We start from the raw sequence: 25,594 nt of genomic DNA, 5'->3' as shown, positions 1-25,594 counted from the left end.
GAGCCTACTTATTTACGCTGCGAGCCAAGAGTTATCACGCGCCGTCTGGCGCACTGTTCGTCATCGAAGGAGTGGAGAAATAATCTACTGAACCAATGATAATGAGAATAGTTTTTATCATCAATCATAAAAATGCGTTTGCCGGGAGCAGAATTGATAATTTGATTCTCTTTTGACGTAGCTCAAAAATTTGTTGGGTTGTGTATTGCCTGCGCAAAACCAGAAAATATTACCGCCGAGTTAAAAAGATAATTTTTATTTTACAAAGTTAATGCTTGTTTCATATTTGTAATATACGCCGCGTAAGAAAAATAACGCAGATACCAATAGCGCAATTAAATATTGGGCGTGATTAGTTAATAATTTTGAAGAGTAAATACCAGGCGAAATAACGAGTTAATTGCATTTCTTTCATTAATCGACAGTTTTAATTGGGAGTTTTTCGAACGTGTTTGCAAAAAATACCCCTCCCGGTGAAGGGAGGGGTAAAGATTAACGTTTTTTACCCATTGCCGCAGCGAGTGCATCCATCATCGCACTGTTGCCGCCCGGCTGACTGTCGCGGCCGCGTGGCGCTTTCGCCGGGCGCGCAGCATTACGATTGCCGTTATCGCGGTTGCTGCTGTTGCCGTTGCCACGACGAGCGCTGGTGTCGCCTGGCTGCTCGTCCAGACGCATGGTCAACGCGATTCGTTTGCGCTGTAAATCCACTTCCAGCACCTTGACCTTCACGATATCGCCCGCTTTCACCACAGTATGCGGATCTTCAACGAACTTGTCCGCCAGCGATGAAATGTGCACCAGACCATCCTGATGCACGCCGATATCAACGAAAGCGCCAAAGTTAGTCACGTTGGTGACCGCGCCTTCGAGCACCATGCCCGGCAGCAGGTCATTCATCGTTTCCACGCCTTCGGCAAAGGTCGCGGTTTTAAACTCCGGACGCGGGTCGCGCCCCGGTTTCTCCAGCTCTTTGATGATGTCGGTCACTGTCGGTACACCGAACTGTGCATCGGTAAAATCGCTGGCTTTCAGCTTGCGCAACTCCGTGCTGTTACCCATCAGATCGCGCAGTGACTGCTCGGTTGCCGCCAGAATACGTTCCACCACCGGGTAGGTTTCCGGGTGAACAGTAGACGCGTCCAGCGGGTTGTCGCCGTGGTTAATACGCAGGAAACCCGCGCACTGTTCAAAGGCTTTCGGCCCCAGACGGCTCACTTTCAGCAACTGCTGGCGGTTCTGGAACTGACCGTTTTCATCGCGCCAGGCGACAATGTTCTGCGCCATCATACGGGTTAAACCGGCAACGCGGGTCAGCAGCGGCACCGAGGCAGTATTCAGATCAACGCCGACGGCGTTTACGCAATCCTCGACGACTGCATCCAGTTTGCGCGCCAGTTGCGTCTGGCTAACATCGTGCTGGTACTGGCCGACACCAATAGATTTCGGATCGATTTTCACCAGCTCCGCCAGCGGATCCTGTAAACGACGGGCGATAGAGACCGCCCCGCGCAATGAAACATCCAGATCCGGGAATTCGAGCGCCGCCAGCTCGGAAGCGGAATAAACCGATGCGCCCGCTTCGCTGACAATCACTTTCTGCGCGGTCACGTTCGGGAACTGTTTCTGCACATCAAGGTAGAAACGTTCCGTTTCGCGCGATGCGGTGCCGTTACCAATCGCCACCAGCTCAACATGGTGTTTTTCGCACAATGCCGCGACGACCATTGCCGCTTTTGCCGCTTGCCCGGTATGCGGATAGATGGTGTCGGTGGCGACCAGTTTGCCGGTGGCATCCACCACCGCGACTTTCACACCGGTACGCAAGCCCGGATCGAGGCCCATCGTGGCGCGCAGCCCGGCGGGTGCTGCCATCAGCAGATCGTGCAGGTTACGGGCGAAAACATTGATGGCTTCGTCTTCCGCGCGTTCGCGCACGGTCCCCATCAACTCCGTTTCCAGGTGCATCAATACCTTGATTCGCCACGTCCAGCTCACCACGCCTTTACGCCAGCTGTCCGCTGGCGCGTTATTCAGGCGCAGGCCGAGGTGGTCGATAATAATTTGCTCGCAGTGGCTCTCTTTGGGCGGCTCATCAAACTGCGGATCGGCGTTCAGCGCCAGTTGCAGCACGCCTTCGTTACGCCCGCGAAACATCGCCAGTGCGCGGTGCGAAGGGACTGTCGAAATTGGTTCGTGATGATCAAAATAGTCGCGGAATTTGGCACCTTCGTCCTCTTTCCCGCTAACCACGGTGGAGACGAGATGGGCATTTTTCCACAAATAGTCACGCACTTTTGCCAGCAACGCGGCATCTTCCGCGAAGCGTTCCATCAGGATATAGCGCGCGCCATCCAGTGCCGCTTTGCTGTCGGTAACACCTTTATCGGCATCGACAAATGTTGCGGCCAGCGTTTCCGGATCTTGCGACGGATCATTCCAGAGGGAATCTGCCAGCGGCTCCAGCCCGGCTTCGATGGCGATTTGCCCGCGCGTTCGGCGCTTTGGTTTATATGGCAGGTAGAGATCTTCAAGCTCGGTTTTGCTCAGCGTACGGTTAATGGCTTTTGCCAGCTCATCGCTGAGTTTGCCCTGTTCGCCAATCGATTTCAGAATCGCCTGGCGGCGCTCTTCCAGCTCGCGCAGATAACCAAGGCGGGTTTCGAGCTGACGCAATTGCGTGTCGTCCAGACCGCCGGTGACCTCTTTACGATAGCGTGCGATAAACGGCACGGTATTCCCTTCATCAAGCAGGCGAACGGCGGATTCCACCTGTTCGGTTCGTGCCTGAAGTTCACCCGCAATAATGCGGCAGAGCGAATCATTCATCATGTCATTTCATCTTCTGAACAAAAATCAGGGGATAGTTATACGGACTGGCATCGCAAAATGCCAGCCGCACAGGGCTTCTCAGACGGTTCTGGGGGTTATTTCACGTATTCAATTTGATTGACGTACCAGGTCGCTTCACCACCGGGCGTTTGCACTACCGCCACGTCGCCTTCCTCTTTCTTGAGCAGGGCGCGCGCCATTGGCGAATCGATAGAGATGTAATCTTTGCGGCCAAAAATTTCATCATAGCCAACGATGCGAAAACGCAGTGTATCGCCGTCGTCGTTTTCGATTTCCACCCATGCGCCAAAAAAGACTTTGCCTTCCTGCTGAGGCGAGTAATCAACGATTTTGAGATTTTCCAGGCATTTGGTGAGATAGCGCACGCGGCGGTCTATCTCGCGCAGGCGTTTTTTGTTGTACTGATAATCGGCGTTTTCGCTACGGTCGCCGAGGCTGGCCGCCCAGGTGACTTTTTTGGTGACTTCCGGGCGCTCCTGACGCCAGAGAAAATCGAGTTCCTGCTTCAGTTTTTCATAACCTTCGCGGGTAATCAGGGGCGTTTTCATTCTTGAGCCTTATTTCCGTGACGTTCTTGCCTGCACACACTTTACAAACGGGACCGTGTAAGGTGCAGATTAATCATGCTTTCTGTGATGACATATGCATATAAGCTGCTGTTAAATATGCTTTGTAACAATTTCGACTAGAATGTATACCAGATTTCGCTGGTCGTGAACGCGCACTTTTCTAGAATACGGAAACATTATTGTCGGAACCTTTGGGAGTATAAACAATGCAAGAGAATTATAAGATTCTGGTCGTGGATGACGACATGCGCCTGCGCGCATTGCTTGAGCGTTACCTTACCGAGCAGGGCTTCCAGGTTCGCAGCGTGGCTAACGCTGAACAGATGGATCGTCTGTTAACCCGTGAATCTTTCCATCTGATGGTGCTGGATCTGATGCTGCCAGGCGAAGATGGCCTTTCTATCTGCCGCCGTTTGCGCAGCCAGAGCAACCCGATGCCGATTATTATGGTGACGGCGAAAGGCGAAGAAGTGGACCGCATTGTGGGTCTGGAAATTGGTGCCGACGATTATATTCCAAAACCGTTTAACCCGCGTGAGCTGCTGGCGCGTATTCGCGCTGTGCTGCGCCGCCAGGCGAATGAACTGCCGGGCGCGCCGTCTCAGGAAGAAGCGGTGATTGCGTTTGGTAAGTTCAAGCTGAACCTGGGTACGCGCGAAATGTTCCGCGAAGATGAACCGATGCCGTTGACCAGCGGTGAGTTCGCAGTGCTGAAAGCACTGGTCAGCCATCCGCGTGAGCCGTTATCGCGCGATAAGTTGATGAACCTGGCGCGCGGCCGTGAATATTCGGCGATGGAGCGTTCTATTGACGTGCAGATCTCACGCTTGCGCCGCATGGTGGAAGAAGATCCGGCACATCCTCGTTATATTCAGACAGTTTGGGGTCTGGGCTACGTGTTTGTGCCGGACGGCTCTAAAGCATGATGCGAGTGCGTTTCTCGCCGCGAAGTTCATTTGCCCGCACTTTGTTACTCATCGTCACCTTGCTGTTCGCCAGCCTGGTGACGACCTACCTGGTGGTGCTGAACTTCGCCATTCTGCCCAGCCTCCAGCAGTTTAATAAGGTTCTCGCGTACGAAGTGCGTATGTTGATGACCGATAAGCTGCAACTGGAGGACGGCACGCAGCTGGTGGTGCCTCCGGCGTTTCGCCGCGAGATTTACCGCGAGCTGGGCATTTCGCTTTACTCCAACGAGGCCGCGGAAGACGCCGGTCTGCGTTGGGCGCAGCATTATGAATTCTTAAGTCAGCAAATGGCGCAGCAGCTTGGCGGCCCGACCGAAGTGCGCGTCGAGGTGAATAAAAGCTCGCCGGTGGTGTGGCTGAAAACCTGGCTGTCGCCCAATATCTGGGTGCGCGTACCGCTGACCGAAATCCATCAGGGTGATTTCTCCCCGCTGTTCCGTTACACGCTGGCGATTATGCTGCTGGCGATAGGCGGTGCCTGGCTGTTTATCCGTATTCAGAACCGCCCCCTTGTTGACCTCGAACACGCCGCGCTGAAGGTGGGGAAAGGGCATATTCCGCCGCCGCTGCGTGAATATGGCGCGTCGGAAGTGCGCTCGGTCACCCGCGCCTTTAACCAGATGGCAGCCGGGGTTAAGCAGCTTGCCGACGATCGTACGTTATTGATGGCCGGTGTCAGTCATGATCTGCGTACGCCGCTCACGCGTATTCGCTTAGCGACGGAGATGATGGCGGAAGAGGATGGCTATCTCGCTGAATCAATTAACAAAGATATTGAAGAGTGCAACGCGATTATCGAGCAGTTTATTGATTATCTGCGTACCGGGCAGGAAATGCCGATGGAAGTGGCCGAACTGAACGCGGTGCTCGGCGAAGTCATCGCGGCGGAAAGTGGCTACGAACGTGAAATCGATACCGGCTTGAAAGAGAGCGAGATTTTCGTGCGTATGCACCCGCTTTCTATTAAACGTGCGGTTGCCAATATGGTGGTCAACGCGGCGCGCTATGGCAATGGCTGGATCAAAGTCAGCAGCGGCACCGAGCACAATCGCGCCTGGTTCCAGGTCGAAGATGACGGCCCGGGCATCAAACCGGAGCAGCGCGAACATCTGTTCCAGCCGTTTGTTCGCGGTGACAGCGCGCGCAGCACCAGCGGCACTGGCCTGGGGCTTGCGATCGTGCAGCGTATTGTGGATAACCATAACGGCATACTTGAACTGGGCACCAGCGAGCGGGGCGGGCTCTGTATTCGCGCCTGGCTGCCGATCCCGATTGCCCGACTGAGCGGGCAGAATAAAGAAGCATAAAAAACCCGCCATCTGGCGGGTTTTGTTTCTCTTGCGTAGCCAAATTACACTTTTGGCCCGGCGCTGACTAACGCGGCACCGGCGGCGGTATCGGTGTACTTCTCGAAGTTTTCAATAAACAACGTTGCCAGCTGCGCGGCTTTCTCCTGCCACTGCTCCACAGAAGCGTAGGTGTTGCGTGGGTCGAGAATGCGCGTATCCACGCCGGGCAGCGAGGTTGGAATTGCCAGGTTGAACATTGGCAGGGTAAAGGTTTCCGCATCGTCCAGCGAGCCATTAAGGATCGCGTCGATAATCGCTCGCGTGTCCTTGATCGAGATACGTTTACCGGTGCCGTTCCAGCCGGTATTGACCAGATACGCTTGTGCTCCGGCGGCCTGCATTCTTTTCACCAGCACTTCCGCGTATTGCGTTGGATGCAGCGATAAAAACGCGGCACCAAAACAGGCAGAGAAGGTCGGTGTCGGCTCGGTGACGCCGCGTTCGGTTCCGGCAAGTTTAGCGGTAAAACCGGAAAGGAAATGGTACTGCGTCTGGCTGGCGGTCAGGCGTGAAACCGGCGGCAACACGCCGAACGCATCTGCCGTCAGGAAGATCACTTTCGTGGCGTGGCCAGCTTTGGAGACCGGTTTTACGATGTTCTGAATATGGTAAATCGGGTAAGACACCCGGGTGTTTTCCGTTTTCGACGCATCATCATAATCAATGCTGCCGTCGGCGCGGACGCTGACATTTTCCAGTAGCGCATCGCGACGGATGGCGTGGAAGATATCCGGTTCAGCCTCTTCCGAAAGCCGAATGGTTTTGGCGTAGCAACCGCCTTCGAAGTTGAAAACACCGTCATCATCCCAGCCGTGTTCATCGTCGCCAATCAAGCGGCGTTTCGGGTCGGTAGAGAGGGTGGTTTTACCGGTGCCGGACAGGCCGAAAAACACCGCAACATCGCCTTTTTCACCGACATTTGCTGAACAGTGCATTGAGGCGATGCCCTGCAACGGCAGCAGGTAGTTCATGATGGAGAACATGCCTTTTTTCATCTCGCCACCGTACCAGGTTCCGCCAATCAGCTGGATGCGTTCGGTGAGATTAAAAGCGACAAAGTTTTCCGAGTTGAGACCTTGCTCTTGCCATTGCGGGTTGGTGCACTTCGCGCCATTCATCACGATAAAGTCTGGCGTAAAGCTTGCCAGTTCTTCTTCGGTCGGGCGAATGAACATGTTCTTCACGAAGTGCGCCTGCCAGGCTACTTCGGTGATAAAACGCACCGAGAGACGCGTGTCCGGGTTTGCGCCGCAAAATGCGTCAATAATAAACAGTCGCTTGCCGGAAAGCTGCCTGGTGACCAGGCCTTTTAGATGTTGCCAGACCTCAGTCGAGATCGGCTTGTTGTCGTTCTTGCCTTTGCCCTTATCGGACCACCACACGGTATCGCGGGTGGTGTCATCACGCACAATATACTTATCTTTCGGCGAACGGCCGGTAAAAATACCGGTGTCGACGGCGACAGCACCAGAATTCGTCAGCACTCCACGCTCATATCCTTCCAGGTCTGGACGGAGCTCCTCCTGATACAGCGTATCGTAATCGGGGTTGTAGACGACATCCTGAACATCGTTGATACCATAAGCCTTGAGATCCTGCGGGGTTAAGCTCTTAACGCGCATGTCACTGCTCCTTAGCCAATATGTACTGCCTGAAATTGTAGGGTTGTTTTTTACCCGCTTACCGGGACGAGGCTCATAGATTTACCTAACTCGACAAACCCAGACTGACGGAAAACACTGTGATTGTGGTCACGTAACGAGACGGATTATGGCAAAAATAGCCTCATTTATGGGGTAAATGTTCCAAAAATGGCGTAAGACGACATTTTTAACCGCGGCTTTGTGACTGTAATCGCTTTCATGAAAGTAAGTTACGTAACACTTTCATTGAGGATTTTAGCGGAAACGTGACGAGTCATGCAAAAGCGCCGCCCGCAGGCGGCGTAGGGGAAGGGATTAATGCACCTGCGGATCGGCAGGAGAAGCGTTGTTGCGGATCTCGGCAATATCCATCGCGTTAAACAGATAGTGGCTACCGCAATAATCGCAGTGCATATCGATTTCGCCCTCTTCCGCGAGGATGCTATCCACTTCTTCGTCAGGCAGCGTCTTCAGCGCACCCGCGCAACGCTCACGGGAACAAGTGCATTTGAATTCCACATCTTGCGGATCGTAAAGCGTGACTTCCTCTTCGTGATACAAGCGCCACAGCACATCTTCCGCCGCCAACGTCAGCAACTCTTCCGCTTTGATGGTTTCTGTCAGCACGGCCAGATGCTCAAAATCGTCGGCCTGCGTTTCCTGCGCCGGTAATACCTGCAGCAGCATACCGCCCGCCGCGGGCTGACCGTCAACCTCGCCGGTGCGGATAAACAAGCGTGTCGGCAGCTGTTCTGAACGCAGGAAGTAATCTTCCAGGCAGGCCGCCAGCGTATCGCCTTCAAGACCCACAACGCCCTGATAACGCTCGCCCTCTTCCGGCGTAATCGTGATAACCAAATAACCGTTACCCACCAGCGTTTTCAGATCCGCATTTTCCGGCACATCGCCCTGAACACGCGCCACACCGCGCATTTGCTGGCGATTATTGCCGTTGATCACCGCAAGGCTCATAGGGCCATCACCCTGCAACTGCACGGTGATATCACCGGCAAATTTCAGCGTTGCGGTCAGCAGGCTGGTGGCGACCAGCAACTCGCCGAGCACCGTTTTTACCGGCAGCGGATAGTTATGGTTTTCGAGGATCTGTTTCCAGGTATGGGAAACGGTCACCAGCTCGCCGCGAACAGCGTAGTTTTCAAAAAGATAGCGGTGTAATTGGTCTTGAATGGCCATGATTATCTCTCTTGCGGGTGAGCGTTATTCGCTATCACCCAATTTAAATTTTATTAGATCGCGACGTTCTTTCTTATCCGGGCGGCGATCGGGGTGGGGCATGGTGAGCGCGTTAAGTTTGCGGGCCAGCGCCATTTTCTCGCGTTTCTCGATGCTTTCTGCCGTCTCTTCATACAGCCCGACAGCTTCATTTGCCGGGCGGCGCTGCTCCGTAATGCCTTTAATGATGACGGTTCGCTCATCATTTCCCTGACGCAGCGTGATCGTAGCGTTCAGTTCGACGATTTTACTCGGCTTACTGCGCTGCCCGTTGTAATGCACTTTGCCGCCGTCAACCATTTCGCGGGCCAGGGCGCGGGTTTTATAAAAACGCGCGGCCCATAGCCACTTATCGAGACGAACGTCCTGTGCAGGCTGCTGTTTCATCACATCTCCTTGAGAAGTGAAGGGATCAGACCGCGGTAGTCATTAGTGCCTGGATGGCGCAGATAATGCTTTTCCGCCAGCTCTGAATCCGGGTTGGTGACGCCCAGGCAATAGCGGATGCCAAATTTCGCCGCCGCATCTAGAATCGGTTCGCTGTCATCAATAAACAACGTCCGTTCAGGATTAAGCCCGGTTTCATGCGCGACAGCCTGCCACAGGCGCTGATCCTCTTTCGGATAACCAAATGTATGGGTGGAAAGTAATAAATCAAGGTGCGACGCAAGCCCCGTGTGCTCAAGTTTGACCGCCAGATTATGCGGGTGCGCATTGGTCAGCAAAATGCGGCGTTTACCGCTTTTTTGTAACGCATCCAGAAATGGCACCGTATCTTCACGCAGCACCGCGCGCGGCCCCTGCTGGGTGGTCATGGCGCAAATATCCAGGCCCAGGCGTTCGCTCCAGTAATCCAGACAGTACCAGTTTAGCGTATGCTGCACGGCGTGATACTCCTGGCGGAGGACGTTCTGCGCTTCTTCTGGCGTTAAGCCTTGTTTGACGCTAAAGGTTTCCGGCACCAGTTTTTGCCAGAAGAAGTTATCAAACGCGAGATCGAGAAGCGTGCCGTCCATATCCAGCAAAACGGTATCGACGTCCTGCCATGCGATATCAAGGTGCATTAAAAACTCCAGCCAGAGAAAACGTGCGCGACAGGTTAACACAGCTCGCACGACAGATCGTTAGCTGCTGAGGCTATCCTGGGTGGGCAGAAACTGGGGGTTCAGACAGCTTGCGTAATACTGCTGAATCTCTTCGATACGTGTGCGATTACGCTGGTAACGCCGCAGCGCCAGCGCACCGTTGTAGAGGCTGCAAATCACCATCGCGACCAGCAAAAGTGTGGTTCCCGCATAACGCCACAGACCACTGGCATCCGGCATGCGATGCAGGCTGATGTGTTTGGTGCCGTTTGCATCGGTATAAATATTGGTAATGATCCCTTCCGCGCGAAACGGCGTCTGCATCAGCATTTGTGCCAGCCGCTGAAATTCATTCCATTGTTCCTGCGCCGGGTAGTCATACAGCGCAATCGGCGGCCAGGGTTGATCAACCAGCTCGCTACCTTCTTCACTGCTAATCACAAAACCGCCCGGTGCCGGGCTGTTCAGCGCCTGCGCGGCACGGGTGGTTTCCCGCATAATGAATGGCGCGGTGGACGTGGTGACCAAATTATCCAGCGACTCGGCGCTTACCGGGCGCAACAAGACGTTCACGCCGGTGAGTTTCCCGTCGCTGGCGCGTTTGGTCAGCGTCTCCCAGTCTTTACTGTTTCCGAGGTTGACCAGTGCATTTTTCAACCGCAGACACTCATCTTCGGCGGCGCACAAATCCTGGGTTTTCAGTACGATATCGGCGAAGTCATCCAGCAGTACCATGCCGGACTTCTGAATGGCTGAGCGCAGAACCGGGCTCACGCGGGAATCTTCTTCAGTAGTGGGATGAAGCTGGCGGCTGACCGCCTGAGCAAGCGCCGTGGCTTTGTTCACAATGTCGGATTCTGGCAACGGCAGGGGTGGGGCGTTGTTCCAGATAATTTGCGAGCAGTCAAACGGCGTAAAGGGCGACGTCTGGCGCGAGGTCCAGTTATTTTGCATGTGAATATTACACATGCCGGTGCCGCTGATGCGCAATGTGTCACCAATCCGCAACCCGGCGGCTTCAAGCTGATTCACGCTGCTGGCTTCAACGGTCTGCGCGCCTTTAATCCACGACACCGTAAATTTGATCGGCATATCCAGCGGCACCCAAATCAACAACATCGCCAGCACCACCAGCGAACCGGTGGAAATGACCGCGCTGCGCACCCAGTGTTGCAGCGGGAAATTTTTCACTTCATCGTGCAGGGAGAGAAAACGTCCCTGGCGCACAACGTGGCGATCAAGGTAGATATCAATATCGGTTTGCTGGCCCAAATCCTGGGTGACAAAGGGCTGCCAGTGACGCGGATAAATCAGGTCGATAATACCTAACGAGATATTATTCATTTGCTCCTGATTATTCTCACCGAACAGCCCCCAGCGCTTTGGCGTGCCACGCAGACAATGGATCTCCCGCAGTGTGTTTTTAGCCGGTGGCGCATATAACCCCCAGAGCCCGGCGGCAAGCAACATCACGCCGCCGCCCGCCAGCCACGGGATAAAGACATCAGGCGAGGCCAGACAGAAGAAAAACAGCAGAAACGAGACCGAAATCAACAGCGCCTCGCGCATGCCATCCGGGCGGCTTAATGCGTACTCTTCCGGCGTTTCGCGGCGAATATTCAGCAGCTCAATTTGCTCGCTCTCTTCGCCACGGATCGCGGATTGGCTCGGCGATACGCGCTCAAGTTCGCCTCCGCGCTCTTCATGCATATATTCGCTAAGCGTGTGCCCATTAAGCGAGATGACCAGCGGCATTGAGTCGGTGCGGATAAGTTCAACATTGTTCTCATCAGTTATGTATTGCTCCCAGGAAGGGGGCAAGTGAACTTCGACGGAATCAAGGTAGTAGCGCCATTTATTCGGGGCGTCAGTAGTGATGCCATAGCGGGTGATCGAGTGCGTGACATACAACACCGTGTTGCTATGTGCGTTAAGACTGATGGAAACAGGAGCGGCTGTCGCACCCGTCGGGGCGAGATTGTTTTGCGTACGGGAGAGCGTTTCCAGATAGCGTTCCGCTGTTTCACGCTCTTCAGGTGTCAATTTACGGGTCGTCGCGCCGGTGAATGCCTGTAAATAAGGCAGTCGATACCGACGTTGCGACCTGAACCTGAAAATCCATCCGGCGAGGAATGCGCAGGCCAGCATAGCAGCGAAAAAAATCAAAATGGTGCTCATGCTTTCCCCATCTTACTTTTTCTAACAGGTGTAGTCAGTTGCACCCTTCCCGTAACAATCTAATGTGGTTGGCCTTTTAAGCAAGCAATTAACTTGAGTATTTTTAAGCGCATACCAATGTCAAAGAGAATAGCAAAACCACCCTAACGGGAATATCAGCAAATTCTTAGTTTTATTTCAAGCTATTGACTTTTGGGTCAAATTGGGAATTGATTTCGAAGAGGTTGCAAGAATGTAAATTAGCGGCAAAGTACATTGCCCAAACAGTGCGTAGTGTCGCACAATAACGAAAGTTTCTCTGCAAAGACCGATAATAATGAGCGAATCATTGCAAAAACCCACCATTCTTAACGTAGAAACGGTCGCGTCTTCACGACTTTTTAACGTAGAAAGTGTGGATCTGGAATTCAGTAACGGCGTGCGCCGTGTTTATGAACGTATGCGTCCCTCTACGCACGAAGCCGTGATGATTGTGCCGATTGTGGACGAGCATCTGATCCTGATCCGTGAATATGCGGTTGGCACTGAATCCTACGAGCTGGGATTTTCCAAGGGGCTTATCGATCCAGGTGAGAGTATATACGAAGCGGCGAACCGTGAACTAAAAGAAGAAGTCGGATTTGGCGCAAAAGAGCTTACTTTTCTGAAAAAACTCAGTATGGCGCCATCTTACTTCTCCAGCAAAATGAACATTGTCGTGGCAGAAGATCTCTATCCTGAATCGCTGCCGGGTGATGAACCAGAACCATTACCGCAGGTACGCTGGCCGCTGAAGCACTTGATGGACCTGCTGGAAGATCCTGATTTCAACGAAGCCCGCAATGTCAGCGCCCTGTTTTTGGTTCGCGAATGGCTGAAAGGTCAGGGTCGGCTCTGAACGCACAGAACAATAAATGAAAAGGGCGCATTCGCGCCCTTTTTGCTAACTGTCAGCCGGGACAAGCCCGGCGCAGAGTTAAAACAGCTCGTGAGACTCACCGTTATCCATTAACGTGGTGCCCACTTCATGGACGGCTTGCTGCGTTGGCTGCGTCCCTTCAATAAAGTACTCCTGGCGGCTGCTACCCCCGTTCGCCAGTTGGCCGGTGCTGCGGTCGATATTCACCGTCACTATGCCTGGCGGCGGCGTTAATGGCTCTTCAGGAACCCCATCCAGGACGACTTTCATATATGCATCCCAGGCAGGTTGCGCGCTTTTCGCGCCGCCTTCATAGCCGGAAATCTGATCTTTAATCGCACCGGAGGCGGTAGTACGCCCCAAATCCCTGCGATGATCGTCAAAGCCGATCCAGACGGAAGTCACCACACCTGGACCATAGCCTGAGAACCAGGCATCTTTCGAACTGTTCGTGGTCCCGGTTTTACCACCAATATCATTGCGTTTGAGGTCACGACCTGCGCGCCAGCCTGTACCCTGCCAGCCGGGCTCGCCAAAAATGTTACTGTTGAGCGCGCTTTTGATCAAAAACGACAGCGGGGTGCTAATAACATGTGGCGCGTACTCTTCGGCGCCGCTTCTTTGCACCAGCGCCTGGTTGGCTTGCTCAAGCTGCGGCTGCGGTACGGCTGCGTTCTGCTGCTCTTGCGAGGTGGCGACGTTTTCCATGTCTTTGTTTTCCAGTACGTTCGATTTCGGCGTATCGCCGTAAATCACCGGAATATCACAATCGGCACAGGCGATTTTCGGACGTACTTCAAACAGCACGTTGCCCTGATCGTTTTCGATTTTGGTAATGAAATACGGATCGATCAGGAAGCCACCGTTCGCCATCACCGAGTACCCACGGGCTACCTGCATTGGCGTAAAGGAAGCAGAGCCCAGCGCCAGCGATTCGGTATGCACAATGTTTTGCGCCGGGAAGCCAAAACGCTGCAGATATTCGGCCGCGTAATCCACGCCCATTGCACGCATTGCTCGCACCATCACCACGTTTTTCGACTGCCCCAAACCCTGGCGTAAACGAATCGGACCGGCATACTCGTCCGGCGAGTTTTTCGGTCGCCAGTCAGAACCTGCACCCGCATCCCAGCGGGAAATGGGCGCATCATTCAGAATGCTCGCCAGCGTCAGACCTTTATCCATTGCCGCGGTGTAAAGGAATGGCTTGATGTTCGAACCCACCTGGCGCAGCGCCTGTGTCGCGCGGTTAAACTTGCTTTGGTTGAAATCGAAGCCGCCCACCAGCGCCAACACGGCACCGTTACGCGGGTTGATGGAAACCAGCGCGGAGTTAACATCCGGCACCTGCGCCAGCCACCACGCGTCATCTACCTGGCGAACCCAAATCTGCTGCCCGGTCTGCACCACGTCGGTGACTTTGCGCGGCGTCGCGCCTTGTTGCGTATCGGAACGATACGGACGCGCCCAGCGCATACCTTCCATGCGCAAAGAGACCGATGTACCATCAGCCATCATCGCCGTCGCTTCTTGTGGATTGGCGCTGGTCACGACTGCTGGCGAAAGCGGGCCGTAAGTCGGCAGCGTTTTCAGCGAATCGGTGATTTTTTTACTGTCCCACGCCGCTTCACCCACTTTCCACAACACATTCGACGGGCCGCGATAACCGTGGCGCATGTCGTAATCCATCACGTTATTACGCACGGCGGCCTGCGCGGCCTGCTGCACTTTGCGGGTAATGGTGGTGTAAACGCGGTAGCCATCTTCGTAGGCTTTATCGCCATAGCGATTGACCAAATCCTGGCGCACCATCTCGGAAAGGTAAGGTGCGGAAAAAGCGATTTCCGGCGCATGGTAATTGGCATCGATAGCTTCGCTGCGCGCCTGGTCATACTGCTGCTCGGTGATGTAGCCTTCGCTCTCCATACGTGCCAGCACAACATTACGGCGCGCGGTAGCGCGATCAAGTGAATAGAGCGGGTTAAACGTAGACGGTGCTTTTGGCAGACCGGCAATCACCGCCATTTCACTTAAGGTTAACTGATCGACCGATTTCCCAAAGTAAACCTGTGCTGCAGCGCCCACGCCGTACGCGCGGTAACCGAGGTAGATCTTATTGAGATAAAGCTCAAGGATCTCATCTTTGCTCAGCAACTGTTCAATGCGGATCGCCAGGAACACCTCTTTAAGCTTACGCATCAGCGTGCGTTCCGGGCTTAAGAAAAAGTTACGTGCCAGCTGTTGGGTAATAGTACTTGCGCCCTGAGACGCGCGCCCGGAAAACATCGCCACGCTGGCAGCGCGGAAAATCCCCACCGGGTCGACACCGTGATGTTCATAAAAACGGCTATCTTCCGTGGCGATAAACGCTTTAACCATTTCAGGCGGGATTTGATTCAGTGTCAGCGGAATACGGCGCTTTTCGCCATATTGCGCGATCAATTCGCCATCAGCGCTATAGACCTGCATTGGAATTTGTAACCGCACGTCTTTCAGCGTGGCGACGTCAGGTAGCTGTGGCTCAATATATTTGTACAGACCGTAAATCGAGCCTGCTCCCAGCAGAATGCAACATACTGCAAGGATGAATAAATACTTTACGAACTTCACTGGAGATTTCCCATTTAGAGTCATTTGGGCAGTTTATAAACAACCGCGCGGTAGTATAAAGGCAAGCCTGATGCATTGATATAGCGTATCCAGCGAGACGATAAGGAGATCGGGATTTATGGCATTCAGGCACTGGCAAATTGGTTTGCATATTCAACAAGATGGCATCTTTATTGTCGCCCTTGCCGCCGGGCGTCGCGGCCAGGCGTTACGCCGTTGGTGGCACCTTCCACTTTCCCCTGGCATCGTGGTGCAGGGGCGGATTAAAGCGCCGGACGAACTGCTCAATGTATTGCGTCCCTGGCGGCAAACGCTACCGCAACGCCATTGCGTACGCATGGCATTTCCCGCCGGGCAAACCCTGCAAAAAAAGCTGCCGCGACCGGCAATCACGCTGCGCGAACCTGCTTTAACAAGCTGGGTTTCGCAGGCAATGGCGCGTGAACTGGAGATGGCGGAAAACGATCTCTGTTTCGACTTCACCGAAGATGAGCCCGGCAAAGCCTACGGCGTTACTGCTGCGCAAAATAAAGATGTGGCGGCATTGCTGGAAATAGCACAGACATTATCCCTTCATCTTTCTTCTATTACGCCGGATGCCAGTGCACTACAGCCACTGTTACCCTGGCTGACCCCACCGGCCCGCTGCCTTGCCTGGTGTGATGAGCGCCAGTGGCTGTGGGCCACGAGAGAGAGCTGGGGGCGACGCGCGCGCGAAGAGGCTGAAAATGTTGCTCAGCTTGCCGCCGTGCTTGGGCTACCCACAGACGAAATCACACAGTGTGGCGAGATGCCCGGCGGATTTGACTGCTGGAGCGCCGTCCCCTCACGCCAGCCGCCTTTACCCGATGCCGGAGAACGCTACGCGATAGCACTGGGACTGGCTGTTGCCAGGGGATACTGATGCAGCCCATCGTGAATTTTCTCCCCTGGCGGCATCAAAAGCGGTTGCGCTGCATACGTCTTTGGGGCGCGGTTTTTATCGCGACAGCGTTGGTGATCGTGCTGGGTGGCGCATTATGGCGGGCATGTGCTGCGGTTGACCTGCGTCAGGCTACGCTGTGGCAGCAATCTGATGTCGCCTTGCTCGCAGGGTTGCATGCCGCCGAGCAGCCGTTGCAGCTTCGACGCCAGCGCTGGCAGCAGGCACAGGCGCAGCTATCACGACTTCAGCGCACTCAAGCGTGGCGACAGACATTGCTCGGCCTGGCGGAAAATCTGCCGCCCAACGCCTGGCTTACTGCTCTGCGCTGGCAGCAAAACCAACTTGAAATCGCTGGCCTGGCCAGCTCCTTTAACGCTTTAAGTGAGCTTGAGCAAAGGTTGCAGAAAACGCCAGGGTTTCAGCTGCAACCCGCAGGCACAGTAGAGCGTGATGCGCAGGGGCGCTGGCAATTCCACTACCAACTGAACCGGGAGGGTAATGATGCTCAACCCTGATGTGTGGTTTGCTTTGTCATTACGAATGCGGGTGTTTTGTTGGCTACTCAGTGCACTTTGCGCACTGGTACTTTTATGGTGGCTGGCGATATGCCCGATCAAAGAGACGCAGATACGTCTGGTTACTCAACAACAGCAACAACGTACGCAGCTGCGAGCACAGTGGCAAAAGTTACACGCGCTGGTGCCACCGTCAGATTCAGTGGCTTTGCCGGAGCGTCTGACATTTAGCCCGCTGGATTTTCAGTCACAGGGGCGCCAGCTTGTACGCTGGCAGCCTGCTCAGGGTGGTGGAGAGCTGGTGCTTGAGACCGGCTGGCAAGCCGTGGCTGAGACGTTTTCACTGCTAACGGCGCGCGGCATGCAGGTTCCTGCGTTTTCATTGATGGCAGGTGAAGGTGCGCTGAATTTTACGCTGCGCGTGGAGCAGGATAATGCGAACTAGACGTCTGTTACTGGCCGCGTTGCTGAGTCTGCTTCTGTGCGGCATGCGCGATCCTTTCCAGCCACCGCCAGATACATGCCAAATCGCACAGCTCGGCAACTGGCATTTTCACGGCGCGGTGGCGGGGGAGCAGCCGATAGGGATCGTGCGCGATGGCACCGGGCGCTGGTATCGCCTTATTGCTGGCGAAACGTTGCCCACTGGATGGCGTGTTATCGCTATCCAGCAAGATGAAATGCTGATTGAGATTGGCAAAGAGTGCACTCCAGCGCAATGGCGCTGGCAACGAGAAGGAACTCAACATGCGAAAATGGATAGCGAGCGCGATGCTCTTTAGCCTGCCGCTTGCCGGCGCGCAGACATCACGTGTCGTCACAATGACCGTCGACGACGTGCCTGTCACCCAGGTATTGCAGGCGCTGGTTGCGCTGGAGAAGCAGAACATGGTGATTTCACCTGAGGTCAGCGGCACGGTGTCGCTGAATCTCAAAGATGTCCCCTGGCAGCAGGCGCTACAAACCGTTGCCGCCAGTGCCGGATTAACGTTACACCAGCAGGGCAACATCTGGCAGGTCCATACCACGGCATGGCGGCAGCAAAAGCAGGCGGAGCAGGAGGCCGCGCAGCGCCAGCGCAAGCAGAACGTACCCTTGCAAACACGCAGTTTTGTATTGCGTTATGCCGATGCGGTGGAGCTGGCAAAAGCCGGGGAAAAACTGCTCAGCCCGCAAGGGGCCATTACGGTTGATGCGCGGCTTAATCGGTTACTGGTGCGTGATAATAAAGAAGGGCTCGCAACGCTGGAAAAATGGGTCGCGCAGATGGATTTACCGGTCGAGCAGGTAGAGCTGGCGGCTTATATCGTCACCATCAATGAAAAAAGCCTGCGCGAGCTGGGTGTGAAATGGGGACTGGCGCAGGATAAACCCGCAGCGCGTGGACAACTTAGCGGCGTTTCTGCCGAACTCTCGGTTCCGGATGCCAGTACGCGCGTCAGCTTTAATATCGGCAGTATCAACGCCCAATTGCTGGAACTGGAGTTGTCAGCCCTTGAGCAAAAACAGCAACTTGAAATTATCGCCAGCCCGCGCTTGTTGGCTTCTCACCGCCAGCCAGCGAGTATCAAACAGGGGAGCGAAATACCTTATCAAGTCGCCAGCGGCGATAGCGGTAGCACGGCGGTGGAATTTAAAGAAGCGGTGCTGGGGATGGAAGTCACACCGACGGTACTGCCTGATAACCGTGTACGACTAAAGCTGCGCATTAGCCAAAATATGCCGGGTCAGGTGCTGCAGCAGGCTGGGGGTGAGGCGATGGCGATTGACAAGCAGGAGATTGAAACACAGGTAGAGGTAAAAAGTGGCGATACGCTGGCGCTTGGCGGGATCTTTTCACAAAAGAACTCCGCCGACAGGGCGCAGGTCCCGGGTTTAGGTTCGATTCCTGGCATCGGCAGGTTATTTCGCCAGGACGCTAAAGATAATGAGCGGCGCGAGCTGGTGGTGTTTATTACGCCCAGGTTGGCGGCGGTACATTAAATCTGCCGTAACTCCCCCTTTTTCAATGGAACTTGGTTCATGTGTTTGACGTGAGACATGATTTAGCTTACAAGGAGTACCGATTTGAGCGTCAGTGGTCTCCGTCGAACAATGAGCAGCATGAAGGATTGCGCGTTTATTCAGTTGCCAAACAAGCCGGAGTACTGAGATAATTTTCGATCTGACTCTCGCACTATCGCATATGAGGTTTCAGTTCATGTCCTGCTACGCCGAATCTTCGCGAAGCGGGTTTATCATCAACGAATAGTCTTAGTAGTACCGAAAAAATGGCAGAGAAACGCAATATCTTTCTGGTTGGGCCTATGGGTGCCGGCAAAAGCACTATTGGGCGTCAGTTAGCTCAACAACTCAATATGGAATTTTACGATTCTGATCAAGAGATTGAGAAACGAACCGGAGCTGATGTGGGCTGGGTCTTCGATGTTGAAGGTGAAGAAGGCTTCCGCGATCGCGAAGAAAAAATCATCAATGAGCTGACGGAAAAACAGGGCATCGTACTGGCGACCGGCGGTGGCTCTGTGAAGTCTCGCGAGACCCGTAATCGTCTCTCCGCCCGTGGCGTAGTGGTTTATCTGGAAACCACTATCGAAAAGCAATTAGCTCGTACTCAACGCGACAAAAAACGCCCGCTTTTGCAGGTGGATACGCCGCCGCGCGAAGTGCTGGAAGCGTTGGCCGACGAACGTAATCCGTTGTATGAAGAGATTGCCGACGTGACCATTCGCACTGACGATCAGAGTGCTAAAGTGGTGGCAAACCAGATTATTCATATGCTGGAAAGCAACTAATTCTGGCTTAATTCACACGCCTGCGGGTTTAAGCAACTAAGGTGGATGTCGCGTCATGGAGAGGATCACAGTCACTCTCGGGGAACGTAGTTACCCTATCACCATCGCGGCTGGTTTGTTTAACGATCCAGCTTCCTTCTCGCCTCTGAAGTCTGGTGATCAGGTTATGCTGGTCACCAATGAAACACTGGCTCCGCTCTATCTTGATAGAGTCCACCATGTTCTTGAGCAGGCTGGCGTGAAAGTAGATAGCGTGATTCTGCCGGATGGCGAGCAGTACAAAAGCCTTGCGGTGATGGACACGGTTTTCACCGCACTGTTGCAAAAACCTCATGGGCGCGATACCACACTGGTCGCGCTGGGTGGCGGAGTGGTGGGTGATTTGACCGGCTTCGCGGCAGCCAGCTATCAGCGCGGCGTGCGCTTTATTCAAGTGCCGACCACGCTCCTTTCTCAGGTTGACTCCTCTGTTGGCGGCAAAACAGCGGTGAACCACCCCCTCGGCAAAAATATGATCGGCGCGTTTTATCAGCCTGCGTCTGTAGTTGTCGATCTTGATTGTCTGGCAACGCTTCCTGCCCGCGAATTGTCCTCCGGCCTCGCGGAAGTGATCAAATACGGCATTATTCTCGACGGCGAGTTCTTTAACTGGCTGGAACAGAACATGGATGCGTTGCTGCGCCTTGATGGCCCGGCGATGGCGTACTGTATTCGCCGTTGTTGTGAGCTGAAAGCAGAAGTTGTTGCCGCTGATGAGCGGGAAACAGGCTTACGTGCTTTACTGAATCTGGGGCATACCTTCGGTCACGCTATTGAAGCGGAAATGGGCTACGGGAACTGGTTGCACGGTGAAGCTGTCGCGGCAGGCATGGTAATGGCGGCGCATGCATCGGAACGTCTTGGCCAGTTCAGCAAAGCAGACACGCAGCGTATAAAGGCGCTGCTGAAACGCGCAGGTTTACCGGTACAAGGCCCGCAGGAGATGTCCGCGCAGGCTTATCTACCGCATATGATGCGCGATAAAAAAGTGTTGGCGGGAGAGATGCGTTTAGTGCTCCCGTTGGCAATAGGGAAGAGTGAAGTTCGCGGCGGAGTGTCGCACGACGTAGTACTTGGCGCTATTGCTGATTGCCAGCAGGCGTAACTATTAGAAAGGTCTGGTCACGCATCGCGTGGCGTTTAACTTCGGGCGAGATGCATGATGTGGCATACGCCTTTGTGTGGGGTGTTAAATGGATGAATTCAAACCAGAAGACGAGCTGAAACCCGATCCCAGCGATCGTCGTACTGGTCGTTCTCGCCAATCTTCCGAGCGTGTTGATGAACCGCATATCAACTTTGATGATGTTGATGTCGATGCGGACGAACGCCGCCCTTCGCGCAGCCGCCGGGCGCGCGATGAGCGTGAAGAAGAGAGCTATGAAGAAGATGAAGAAGCGTTTGACGAGGAGCGCGAAGAGCGTCGTCCGCGTAAGCGTAAGAAAGCAGCCGCCGCGAAACCCGCTTCCCGCCAGTATGTGATGATGGGTGTCGGCATTCTGGTTCTGCTTCTGTTAATCATCGGCATCGGTTCTGCGCTGAAATCCCCCGCACCGACAACGAGCAATGAACAAAACGCACCGGCGGAGAAAAGCATCGATCTCTCCGCGGGCAATAACAACGCGGCCAATACCGGTGCCGCCGATCAGGCAAATGGCGCACAGCCAGCACCTGCTCAGCAACCAACGTCAGGCAGTGCGCCTGCGTCACAGGATGTCTCGCTGCCGCCCATTTCTTCTACGCCATCACAAGCTGAAGCGCCTGCCGCGCCTGCTGGCCAGCAGCGTGTTGAAGTGCAGGGTGATCTGAATAACGCACTGACTCAGCCGCAAAATCAGTCGCAGATAGATAACGCGGTGAATTCGACGTTGCCAACCGAACCTGCAACGGTTGCGCCGGTACGTAACGGCAACGGCGCTGCTGCGCGTCAGACACAATCTGCTGCAACTGAAAACCATACCGCTGCGCCGCGTACCGAACGCAAACAGATGGTTATCGAGCCGAAGGCGGTTGCTAAAGAGCCAGTCGCGAAAGCGGAACCAAAAGCCGAATCCAAAGCTGTCGCTCAGCCGCCGAAACGCACTGAAACCGCCGCTACCGCACCGGTAAAAGCACCTGCGGTAACCTCGTCACCTGCGCAAACGCAGCCCAAAGCCGTGACTGCACCAGCCGCCAGCGCCGCGCCTGCTGCAAGCGCCGGGGCCACCACCGGGAATGTTGGAGCGTTAAAATCTGCGCCGGGTAACCACTACACATTGCAGTTGAGCAGTTCCTCGAACTCCAACAACCTCAATGCGTGGGCGAAGAAAGAGAATCTGAAAAACTTCGTGGTGTACCAGACAACACGTAACGGCCAGCCGTGGTACGTGCTGGTGAGCGGTGTGTACGCATCTAAAGACGATGCGAAACGCGCTGTCGCGGCGTTGCCGGCAGACGTACAGGCGAAAAATCCCTGGGCCAAACCGATACATCAGGTTCAGGCCGATCTGAAGTAATGTATAAAGCGCAGAATGCTGTCGGAGCTTTCTCCACAGCCGGAGAGAGTGTAAGTAATCAGTCAGCATGAAAAAGAATCGCGCTTTTTTGAAATGGGCAGGGGGGAAATACCCCCTGCTGGACGATATCGGAAGGCATCTGCCGCAGGGGGAATGCCTTATCGAGCCGTTCGTCGGCGCGGGTTCGGTGTTTCTCAACACGTCGTTCTCCCGCTATATCCTCGCTGATATCAACAGCGACTTGATTAGCCTCTATAACATCGTTAAAGACCAGCCTGACGAGTATGTGCGCCAGGCACGGGCGCTGTTCGCGCCTGAGACGAATCAGTCTGCGGTTTATTACCAGCTGCGCGAAGAGTTTAACCAGTGCCAGGAGCCTTTCCGGCGCGCGCTGCTGTTTTTATACCTCAATCGCCATGGCTACAACGGCCTGTGCCGCTATAATTTGCGCGGTGAATTCAACGTGCCGTTCGGCCGTTATAAGAAACCCTATTTCCCGGAAGCGGAGTTGTACCACTTCGCCGAAAAAGCGCAGAATGCCTTTTTTTACTGCGAATCCTACGCAGATAGCATGGCGCGCGCTGACGAGAACTCCGTGGTCTACTGCGATCCGCCTTACGCCCCGCTGTCGGCGACGGCCAATTTTACGGCGTATCACACCAACAGTTTCAGTCTTGAGCAGCAGGCGCATTTGGCGGCAATTGCCGAAAGCCTGGTGCAAAACCGGATCCCGGTATTGATTTCCAACCACGACACGCTGTTAACGCGTGAGTGGTACAGTCAGGCAAAATTGCACGTGGTAAAAGTGCGGCGCAGTATCAGCAGTAACGGTGGTACACGTAAAAAGGTGGATGAGCTGCTGGCACTCTATCGCCCGGCTCCGCGATAATTCGCATTCACCGCGCTGCCTGCCGAACCCTACTTTCTCAAGGAGATGCGGATGAAACAGTATTTGATTGCCCCCTCGATTTTGTCGGCTGATTTTGCTCGCCTGGGCGAAGATACCGCCGCCGTACTGGCTGCGGGTGGTGATGTGGTGCATTTCGACGTGATGGATAACCATTACGTGCCGAATTTGACCATTGGCCCGATGGTGCTCAAAGCGCTGCGCAATTATGGCATCACCGCGCCTATAGATGTTCATCTGATGGTGAAACCGGTTGATCGGCTGATCCCGGATTTCGCCGCCGCTGGTGCCAGCATTATCACCTTTCATCCCGAAGCGTCCGAACACGTTGATCGCTCCCTGCAGCTCATCAAAGAACATGGCTGTAAAGCGGGGCTGGTGTTTAACCCGGCAACACCGCTCAGCTACCTGGATTATGTGATGGACAAACTGGACGTGATCCTGCTGATGTCGGTAAACCCCGGTTTTGGCGGCCAGTCTTTTATTCCACACACGCTGGATAAGCTGCGTGAAGTGCGTCGTCGCATTGATGCCTCAGGCTTTGATATCCGTCTCGAAGTCGACGGCGGCGTTAAGGTGAGCAACATCGGCGACATCGCCGCAGCGGGCGCGGATATGTTTGTCGCGGGTTCGGCGATTTTCGATAAACCGGATTACAAACAGGTTATTGATGAAATGCGTAATGAACTGGCAAAGGTAAGTCATGAATAAAATGCAGTCGATTCAGGGTATTGCTTTTGATCTCGACGGTACGCTGGTGGATAGCGCGCCGGGTCTGACCGCCGCGGTGGACAGCGCGCTGTATGCCCTTGAGCTGCCGCAAGCGGGCGAAGCGCGCGTAGTGACATGGATTGGTAACGGCGCGGATGTGTTGATGGAGCGGGCGTTTAACTGGGCTCGCCAGGAGCGCACCAGCCAGCGCGCGGCGCAGGGCAAACCTGACGTTGATAACGACATTCCGCAGGAAGAGCAGATACGCATGCTGCGTAAGTTGTTCAACCGTTATTACGAAGAGACCGTGGAAGAGGGCAGTTTTCTGTTCCCGGACGTGGAACAGACGCTGACGGCTCTGCATGCCAAAGGCTTGCCGTTGGCGCTGGTGACCAATAAGCCGACACCGTTCGTGGCACCGCTGCTGGAGGCGCTGGGTATTGCGCAATACTTCACGTTTGTGGTCGGCGGCGATGACGTGGTGAACAAAAAGCCGCACCCGGAACCGTTGCTTCTGGTGTGCAAAAAGCTCAATATTCAACCTCATGAGTTGCTCTTCGTGGGTGATTCGCGTAATGACATCCTGGCCGCTAAGGCGGCAGGTAGCGCTTCTGTTGGTCTGACCTACGGTTATAACTACGGCGAAGCGATTACCGCCAGCGAGCCGGATTACGTGTTCGATCACTTCAAAGATTTACTGCCCGCACTCGGGCTTTCGCACAGTGAAAATCAGGAAATGAAAAATGACTAAGCCCATCGTCTTTAGTGGCGCACAGCCCTCAGGTGAATTAACCATTGGCAACTATATGGGTGCGCTGCGTCAGTGGGTGAACATGCAGGACGACTATCACTGTATCTACTGCATCGTTGACCAGCACGCGATTACCGTGCGCCAGGATCCGCAAGCGCTGCGCAAGGCGACGCTGGACACGCTGGCACTTTACCTGGCGTGCGGCATCGATCCGCAAAAAAGCACCATCTTCGTTCAGTCCCATGTGCCAGAGCATGCGCAGCTTGGCTGGGCGCTGAACTGCTACACCTATTTCGGTGAACTGAGCCGCATGACCCAGTTCAAAGACAAATCCGCACGCTATGCGGAAAACATCAACGCCGGTCTGTTTGATTACCCGGTGCTGATGGCGGCAGACATTCTGCTGTACCAAACCAACCAGGTGCCGGTGGGTGAAGACCAGAAACAGCATCTGGAGCTGAGCCGCGATATCGCCCAGCGTTTCAACGCCATCTATGGCGATATCTTCAAAGTGCCTGAGCCGTTCATTCCGAAATCCGGCGCGCGCGTGATGTCGCTGCTGGAGCCGACCAAGAAGATGTCAAAATCGGACGATAACCGCAACAACGTTATCGGCCTGCTGGAAGATCCGAAATCGGTGGTGAAAAAAATCAAACGCGCCGTTACCGACTCCGACGAGCCGCCAGTAGTGCGTTACGACATCGCCAACAAAGCGGGCGTCTCTAACCTGCTGGATATTCTCTCTGCGGTAACCGGGCAGAGCATTGCGGAGCTGGAACAGCACTTTGAAGGCAAAATGTACGGTCATCTGAAAGGCGAAGTGGCGGATGCCGTCTCCGGCATGCTGACCGAGCTGCAAGAGCGTTATCATCGCTATCGCAATGACGAAGCCTTCCTGCAGCAGGTGATGAAAGACGGCGCGGAAAAAGCCAGCGCGCGTGCGTCGGAAACCCTGAAGAAAGTCTACGAAGCGATTGGTTTCGTCGCTAAACCGTAATCGCAGACCTTAAAAGCGCTTTATCGCTGAACGTCGTCTTAAACCCTCAGCCAGCCTGGGGTTTTTAGACAATAAA

23 protein-coding genes are annotated in these 25,594 nt (G+C 54.5%); 15 read left to right on the top strand and 8 right to left on the bottom strand.

Annotation, left to right across the window (positions count from 1 at the left end; all coding sequences use genetic code 11):
* Positions 1-492: 492 nt before the first annotated feature.
* The gene (locus IP581_RS21545; RefSeq protein WP_193821319.1) at positions 493-2,832 is read right to left on the bottom strand and encodes a Tex family protein; all 2,340 of its coding nucleotides are present in this window, start codon (positions 2,830-2,832) and stop codon (positions 493-495) included.
* Positions 2,833-2,927: 95 nt separating this feature from the next.
* The gene (gene greB, locus IP581_RS21540) at positions 2,928-3,401 is read right to left on the bottom strand and encodes a transcription elongation factor GreB (RefSeq protein ID WP_017459528.1); all 474 of its coding nucleotides are present in this window, start codon (positions 3,399-3,401) and stop codon (positions 2,928-2,930) included.
* Positions 3,402-3,628: 227 nt separating this feature from the next.
* Between greB and ompR the strand changes: the two genes are divergently transcribed.
* Together ompR and envZ are read left to right on the top strand one after the other, a co-directional pair.
* Positions 3,629-4,348, top strand: coding sequence for an osmolarity response regulator transcription factor OmpR (gene ompR / locus IP581_RS21535; RefSeq protein WP_001157751.1), 720 nt, complete (start codon positions 3,629-3,631; stop codon positions 4,346-4,348).
* The gene (gene envZ, locus IP581_RS21530; RefSeq protein ID WP_017459527.1) at positions 4,345-5,697 is read left to right on the top strand and encodes a two-component system sensor histidine kinase EnvZ; all 1,353 of its coding nucleotides are present in this window, start codon (positions 4,345-4,347) and stop codon (positions 5,695-5,697) included. Before ompR ends, envZ begins: the two co-directional genes overlap by 4 nt.
* A 44-nt stretch (positions 5,698-5,741) precedes the next feature.
* On the opposite strand, the gene pckA is transcribed toward envZ, so the two are convergent.
* The 5 genes from pckA to IP581_RS21505 all read right to left on the bottom strand — a co-directional run bounded on the left by pckA (position 5,742) and on the right by IP581_RS21505 (position 11,878).
* Positions 5,742-7,361, bottom strand: a complete 1,620-nt coding sequence (gene pckA / locus IP581_RS21525; protein WP_193821318.1) for a phosphoenolpyruvate carboxykinase (ATP) — start codon at positions 7,359-7,361, stop codon at positions 5,742-5,744.
* Positions 7,362-7,697: 336 nt separating this feature from the next.
* Entirely contained in the window at positions 7,698-8,576 is an 879-nt protein-coding gene (gene hslO / locus IP581_RS21520) for an Hsp33 family molecular chaperone HslO (protein WP_086872711.1), read from the bottom strand.
* A 24-nt stretch (positions 8,577-8,600) separates the two neighbouring features.
* Complete coding sequence (gene hslR / locus IP581_RS21515; RefSeq protein ID WP_097399930.1) at positions 8,601-9,002, bottom strand: ribosome-associated heat shock protein Hsp15; 402 nt, start codon at positions 9,000-9,002, stop codon at positions 8,601-8,603.
* The gene (gene yrfG, locus IP581_RS21510) at positions 9,002-9,679 is read right to left on the bottom strand and encodes a GMP/IMP nucleotidase (protein ID WP_193821317.1); all 678 of its coding nucleotides are present in this window, start codon (positions 9,677-9,679) and stop codon (positions 9,002-9,004) included. Before yrfG ends, hslR begins: the two co-directional genes overlap by 1 nt.
* A 60-nt stretch (positions 9,680-9,739) precedes the next feature.
* Positions 9,740-11,878, bottom strand: a complete 2,139-nt coding sequence (locus tag IP581_RS21505; RefSeq protein ID WP_086872708.1) for an intracellular growth attenuator family protein — start codon at positions 11,876-11,878, stop codon at positions 9,740-9,742.
* Between the two features lie 316 nt (positions 11,879-12,194).
* Here IP581_RS21505 and nudE point away from each other — a divergent pair, with 316 nt between their 5' ends.
* On the top strand, positions 12,195-12,755 hold the full coding sequence (gene nudE, locus IP581_RS21500; protein ID WP_193821316.1) for an ADP compounds hydrolase NudE: 561 nt from the start codon (positions 12,195-12,197) through the stop codon (positions 12,753-12,755).
* 78 nt (positions 12,756-12,833) lie between these two features.
* Here the strand turns inward: nudE and mrcA are convergent, their stop codons facing one another.
* Complete coding sequence (mrcA, locus tag IP581_RS21495; RefSeq protein ID WP_176519657.1) at positions 12,834-15,386, bottom strand: peptidoglycan glycosyltransferase/peptidoglycan DD-transpeptidase MrcA; 2,553 nt, start codon at positions 15,384-15,386, stop codon at positions 12,834-12,836.
* A 118-nt stretch (positions 15,387-15,504) separates the two neighbouring features.
* Here mrcA and IP581_RS21490 point away from each other — a divergent pair, with 118 nt between their 5' ends.
* From IP581_RS21490 to trpS, 12 genes are all read left to right on the top strand, one after another.
* Entirely contained in the window at positions 15,505-16,290 is a 786-nt protein-coding gene (locus IP581_RS21490) for a DNA utilization protein HofM (RefSeq protein ID WP_193821315.1), read from the top strand.
* Positions 16,290-16,826: a PilN domain-containing protein gene (locus IP581_RS21485; RefSeq protein WP_193821314.1), complete on the top strand. Its 537-nt coding sequence runs from the start codon at positions 16,290-16,292 to the stop codon at positions 16,824-16,826. The genes IP581_RS21490 and IP581_RS21485 overlap by 1 nt, the downstream gene beginning before the upstream one ends.
* Entirely contained in the window at positions 16,810-17,271 is a 462-nt protein-coding gene (locus tag IP581_RS21480) for a HofO family protein (protein WP_228007794.1), read from the top strand. Before IP581_RS21485 ends, IP581_RS21480 begins: the two co-directional genes overlap by 17 nt.
* Entirely contained in the window at positions 17,261-17,608 is a 348-nt protein-coding gene (locus IP581_RS21475) for a HofP DNA utilization family protein (RefSeq protein ID WP_193821313.1), read from the top strand. Before IP581_RS21480 ends, IP581_RS21475 begins: the two co-directional genes overlap by 11 nt.
* Positions 17,574-18,809: a DNA uptake porin HofQ gene (hofQ, locus tag IP581_RS21470; protein ID WP_193821312.1), complete on the top strand. Its 1,236-nt coding sequence runs from the start codon at positions 17,574-17,576 to the stop codon at positions 18,807-18,809. The genes IP581_RS21475 and hofQ overlap by 35 nt, the downstream gene beginning before the upstream one ends.
* A 287-nt stretch (positions 18,810-19,096) precedes the next feature.
* Entirely contained in the window at positions 19,097-19,618 is a 522-nt protein-coding gene (gene aroK / locus IP581_RS21465; RefSeq protein ID WP_017459852.1) for a shikimate kinase AroK, read from the top strand.
* Between the two features lie 55 nt (positions 19,619-19,673).
* Positions 19,674-20,762 (top strand): 3-dehydroquinate synthase, encoded by a 1,089-nt coding sequence (gene aroB / locus IP581_RS21460; protein WP_193821311.1) that lies wholly within the window; start codon positions 19,674-19,676, stop codon positions 20,760-20,762.
* A gap of 88 nt (positions 20,763-20,850) precedes the next feature.
* Positions 20,851-22,152 carry a cell division protein DamX gene (gene damX, locus IP581_RS21455; protein WP_193821310.1) on the top strand — a complete coding sequence of 434 codons (1,302 nt, stop codon included), beginning with the start codon at positions 20,851-20,853 and terminating at the stop codon, positions 22,150-22,152.
* A gap of 67 nt (positions 22,153-22,219) precedes the next feature.
* Entirely contained in the window at positions 22,220-23,041 is an 822-nt protein-coding gene (dam, locus tag IP581_RS21450) for an adenine-specific DNA-methyltransferase (protein ID WP_086872690.1), read from the top strand.
* 51 nt (positions 23,042-23,092) lie between these two features.
* A complete protein-coding gene (gene rpe / locus IP581_RS21445) occupies positions 23,093-23,770 on the top strand; it encodes a ribulose-phosphate 3-epimerase (protein WP_086872688.1) in 678 nt (225 codons plus the stop codon).
* Positions 23,763-24,521 (top strand): phosphoglycolate phosphatase, encoded by a 759-nt coding sequence (gph, locus tag IP581_RS21440; RefSeq protein ID WP_086872686.1) that lies wholly within the window; start codon positions 23,763-23,765, stop codon positions 24,519-24,521. Before rpe ends, gph begins: the two co-directional genes overlap by 8 nt.
* On the top strand, positions 24,514-25,518 hold the full coding sequence (gene trpS, locus IP581_RS21435) for a tryptophan--tRNA ligase (protein WP_086872684.1): 1,005 nt from the start codon (positions 24,514-24,516) through the stop codon (positions 25,516-25,518). The genes gph and trpS overlap by 8 nt, the downstream gene beginning before the upstream one ends.
* Positions 25,519-25,594 lie beyond the last annotated feature (76 nt).

This window comes from Kosakonia pseudosacchari, assembly GCF_015167415.1.
In the GTDB taxonomy this organism is placed as follows: Bacteria; Pseudomonadota; Gammaproteobacteria; order Enterobacterales; family Enterobacteriaceae; genus Kosakonia; species Kosakonia pseudosacchari.
Note: the sequence above shows the minus strand (reverse complement) of the source record. Positions and strands in the feature narration are given on the sequence as shown.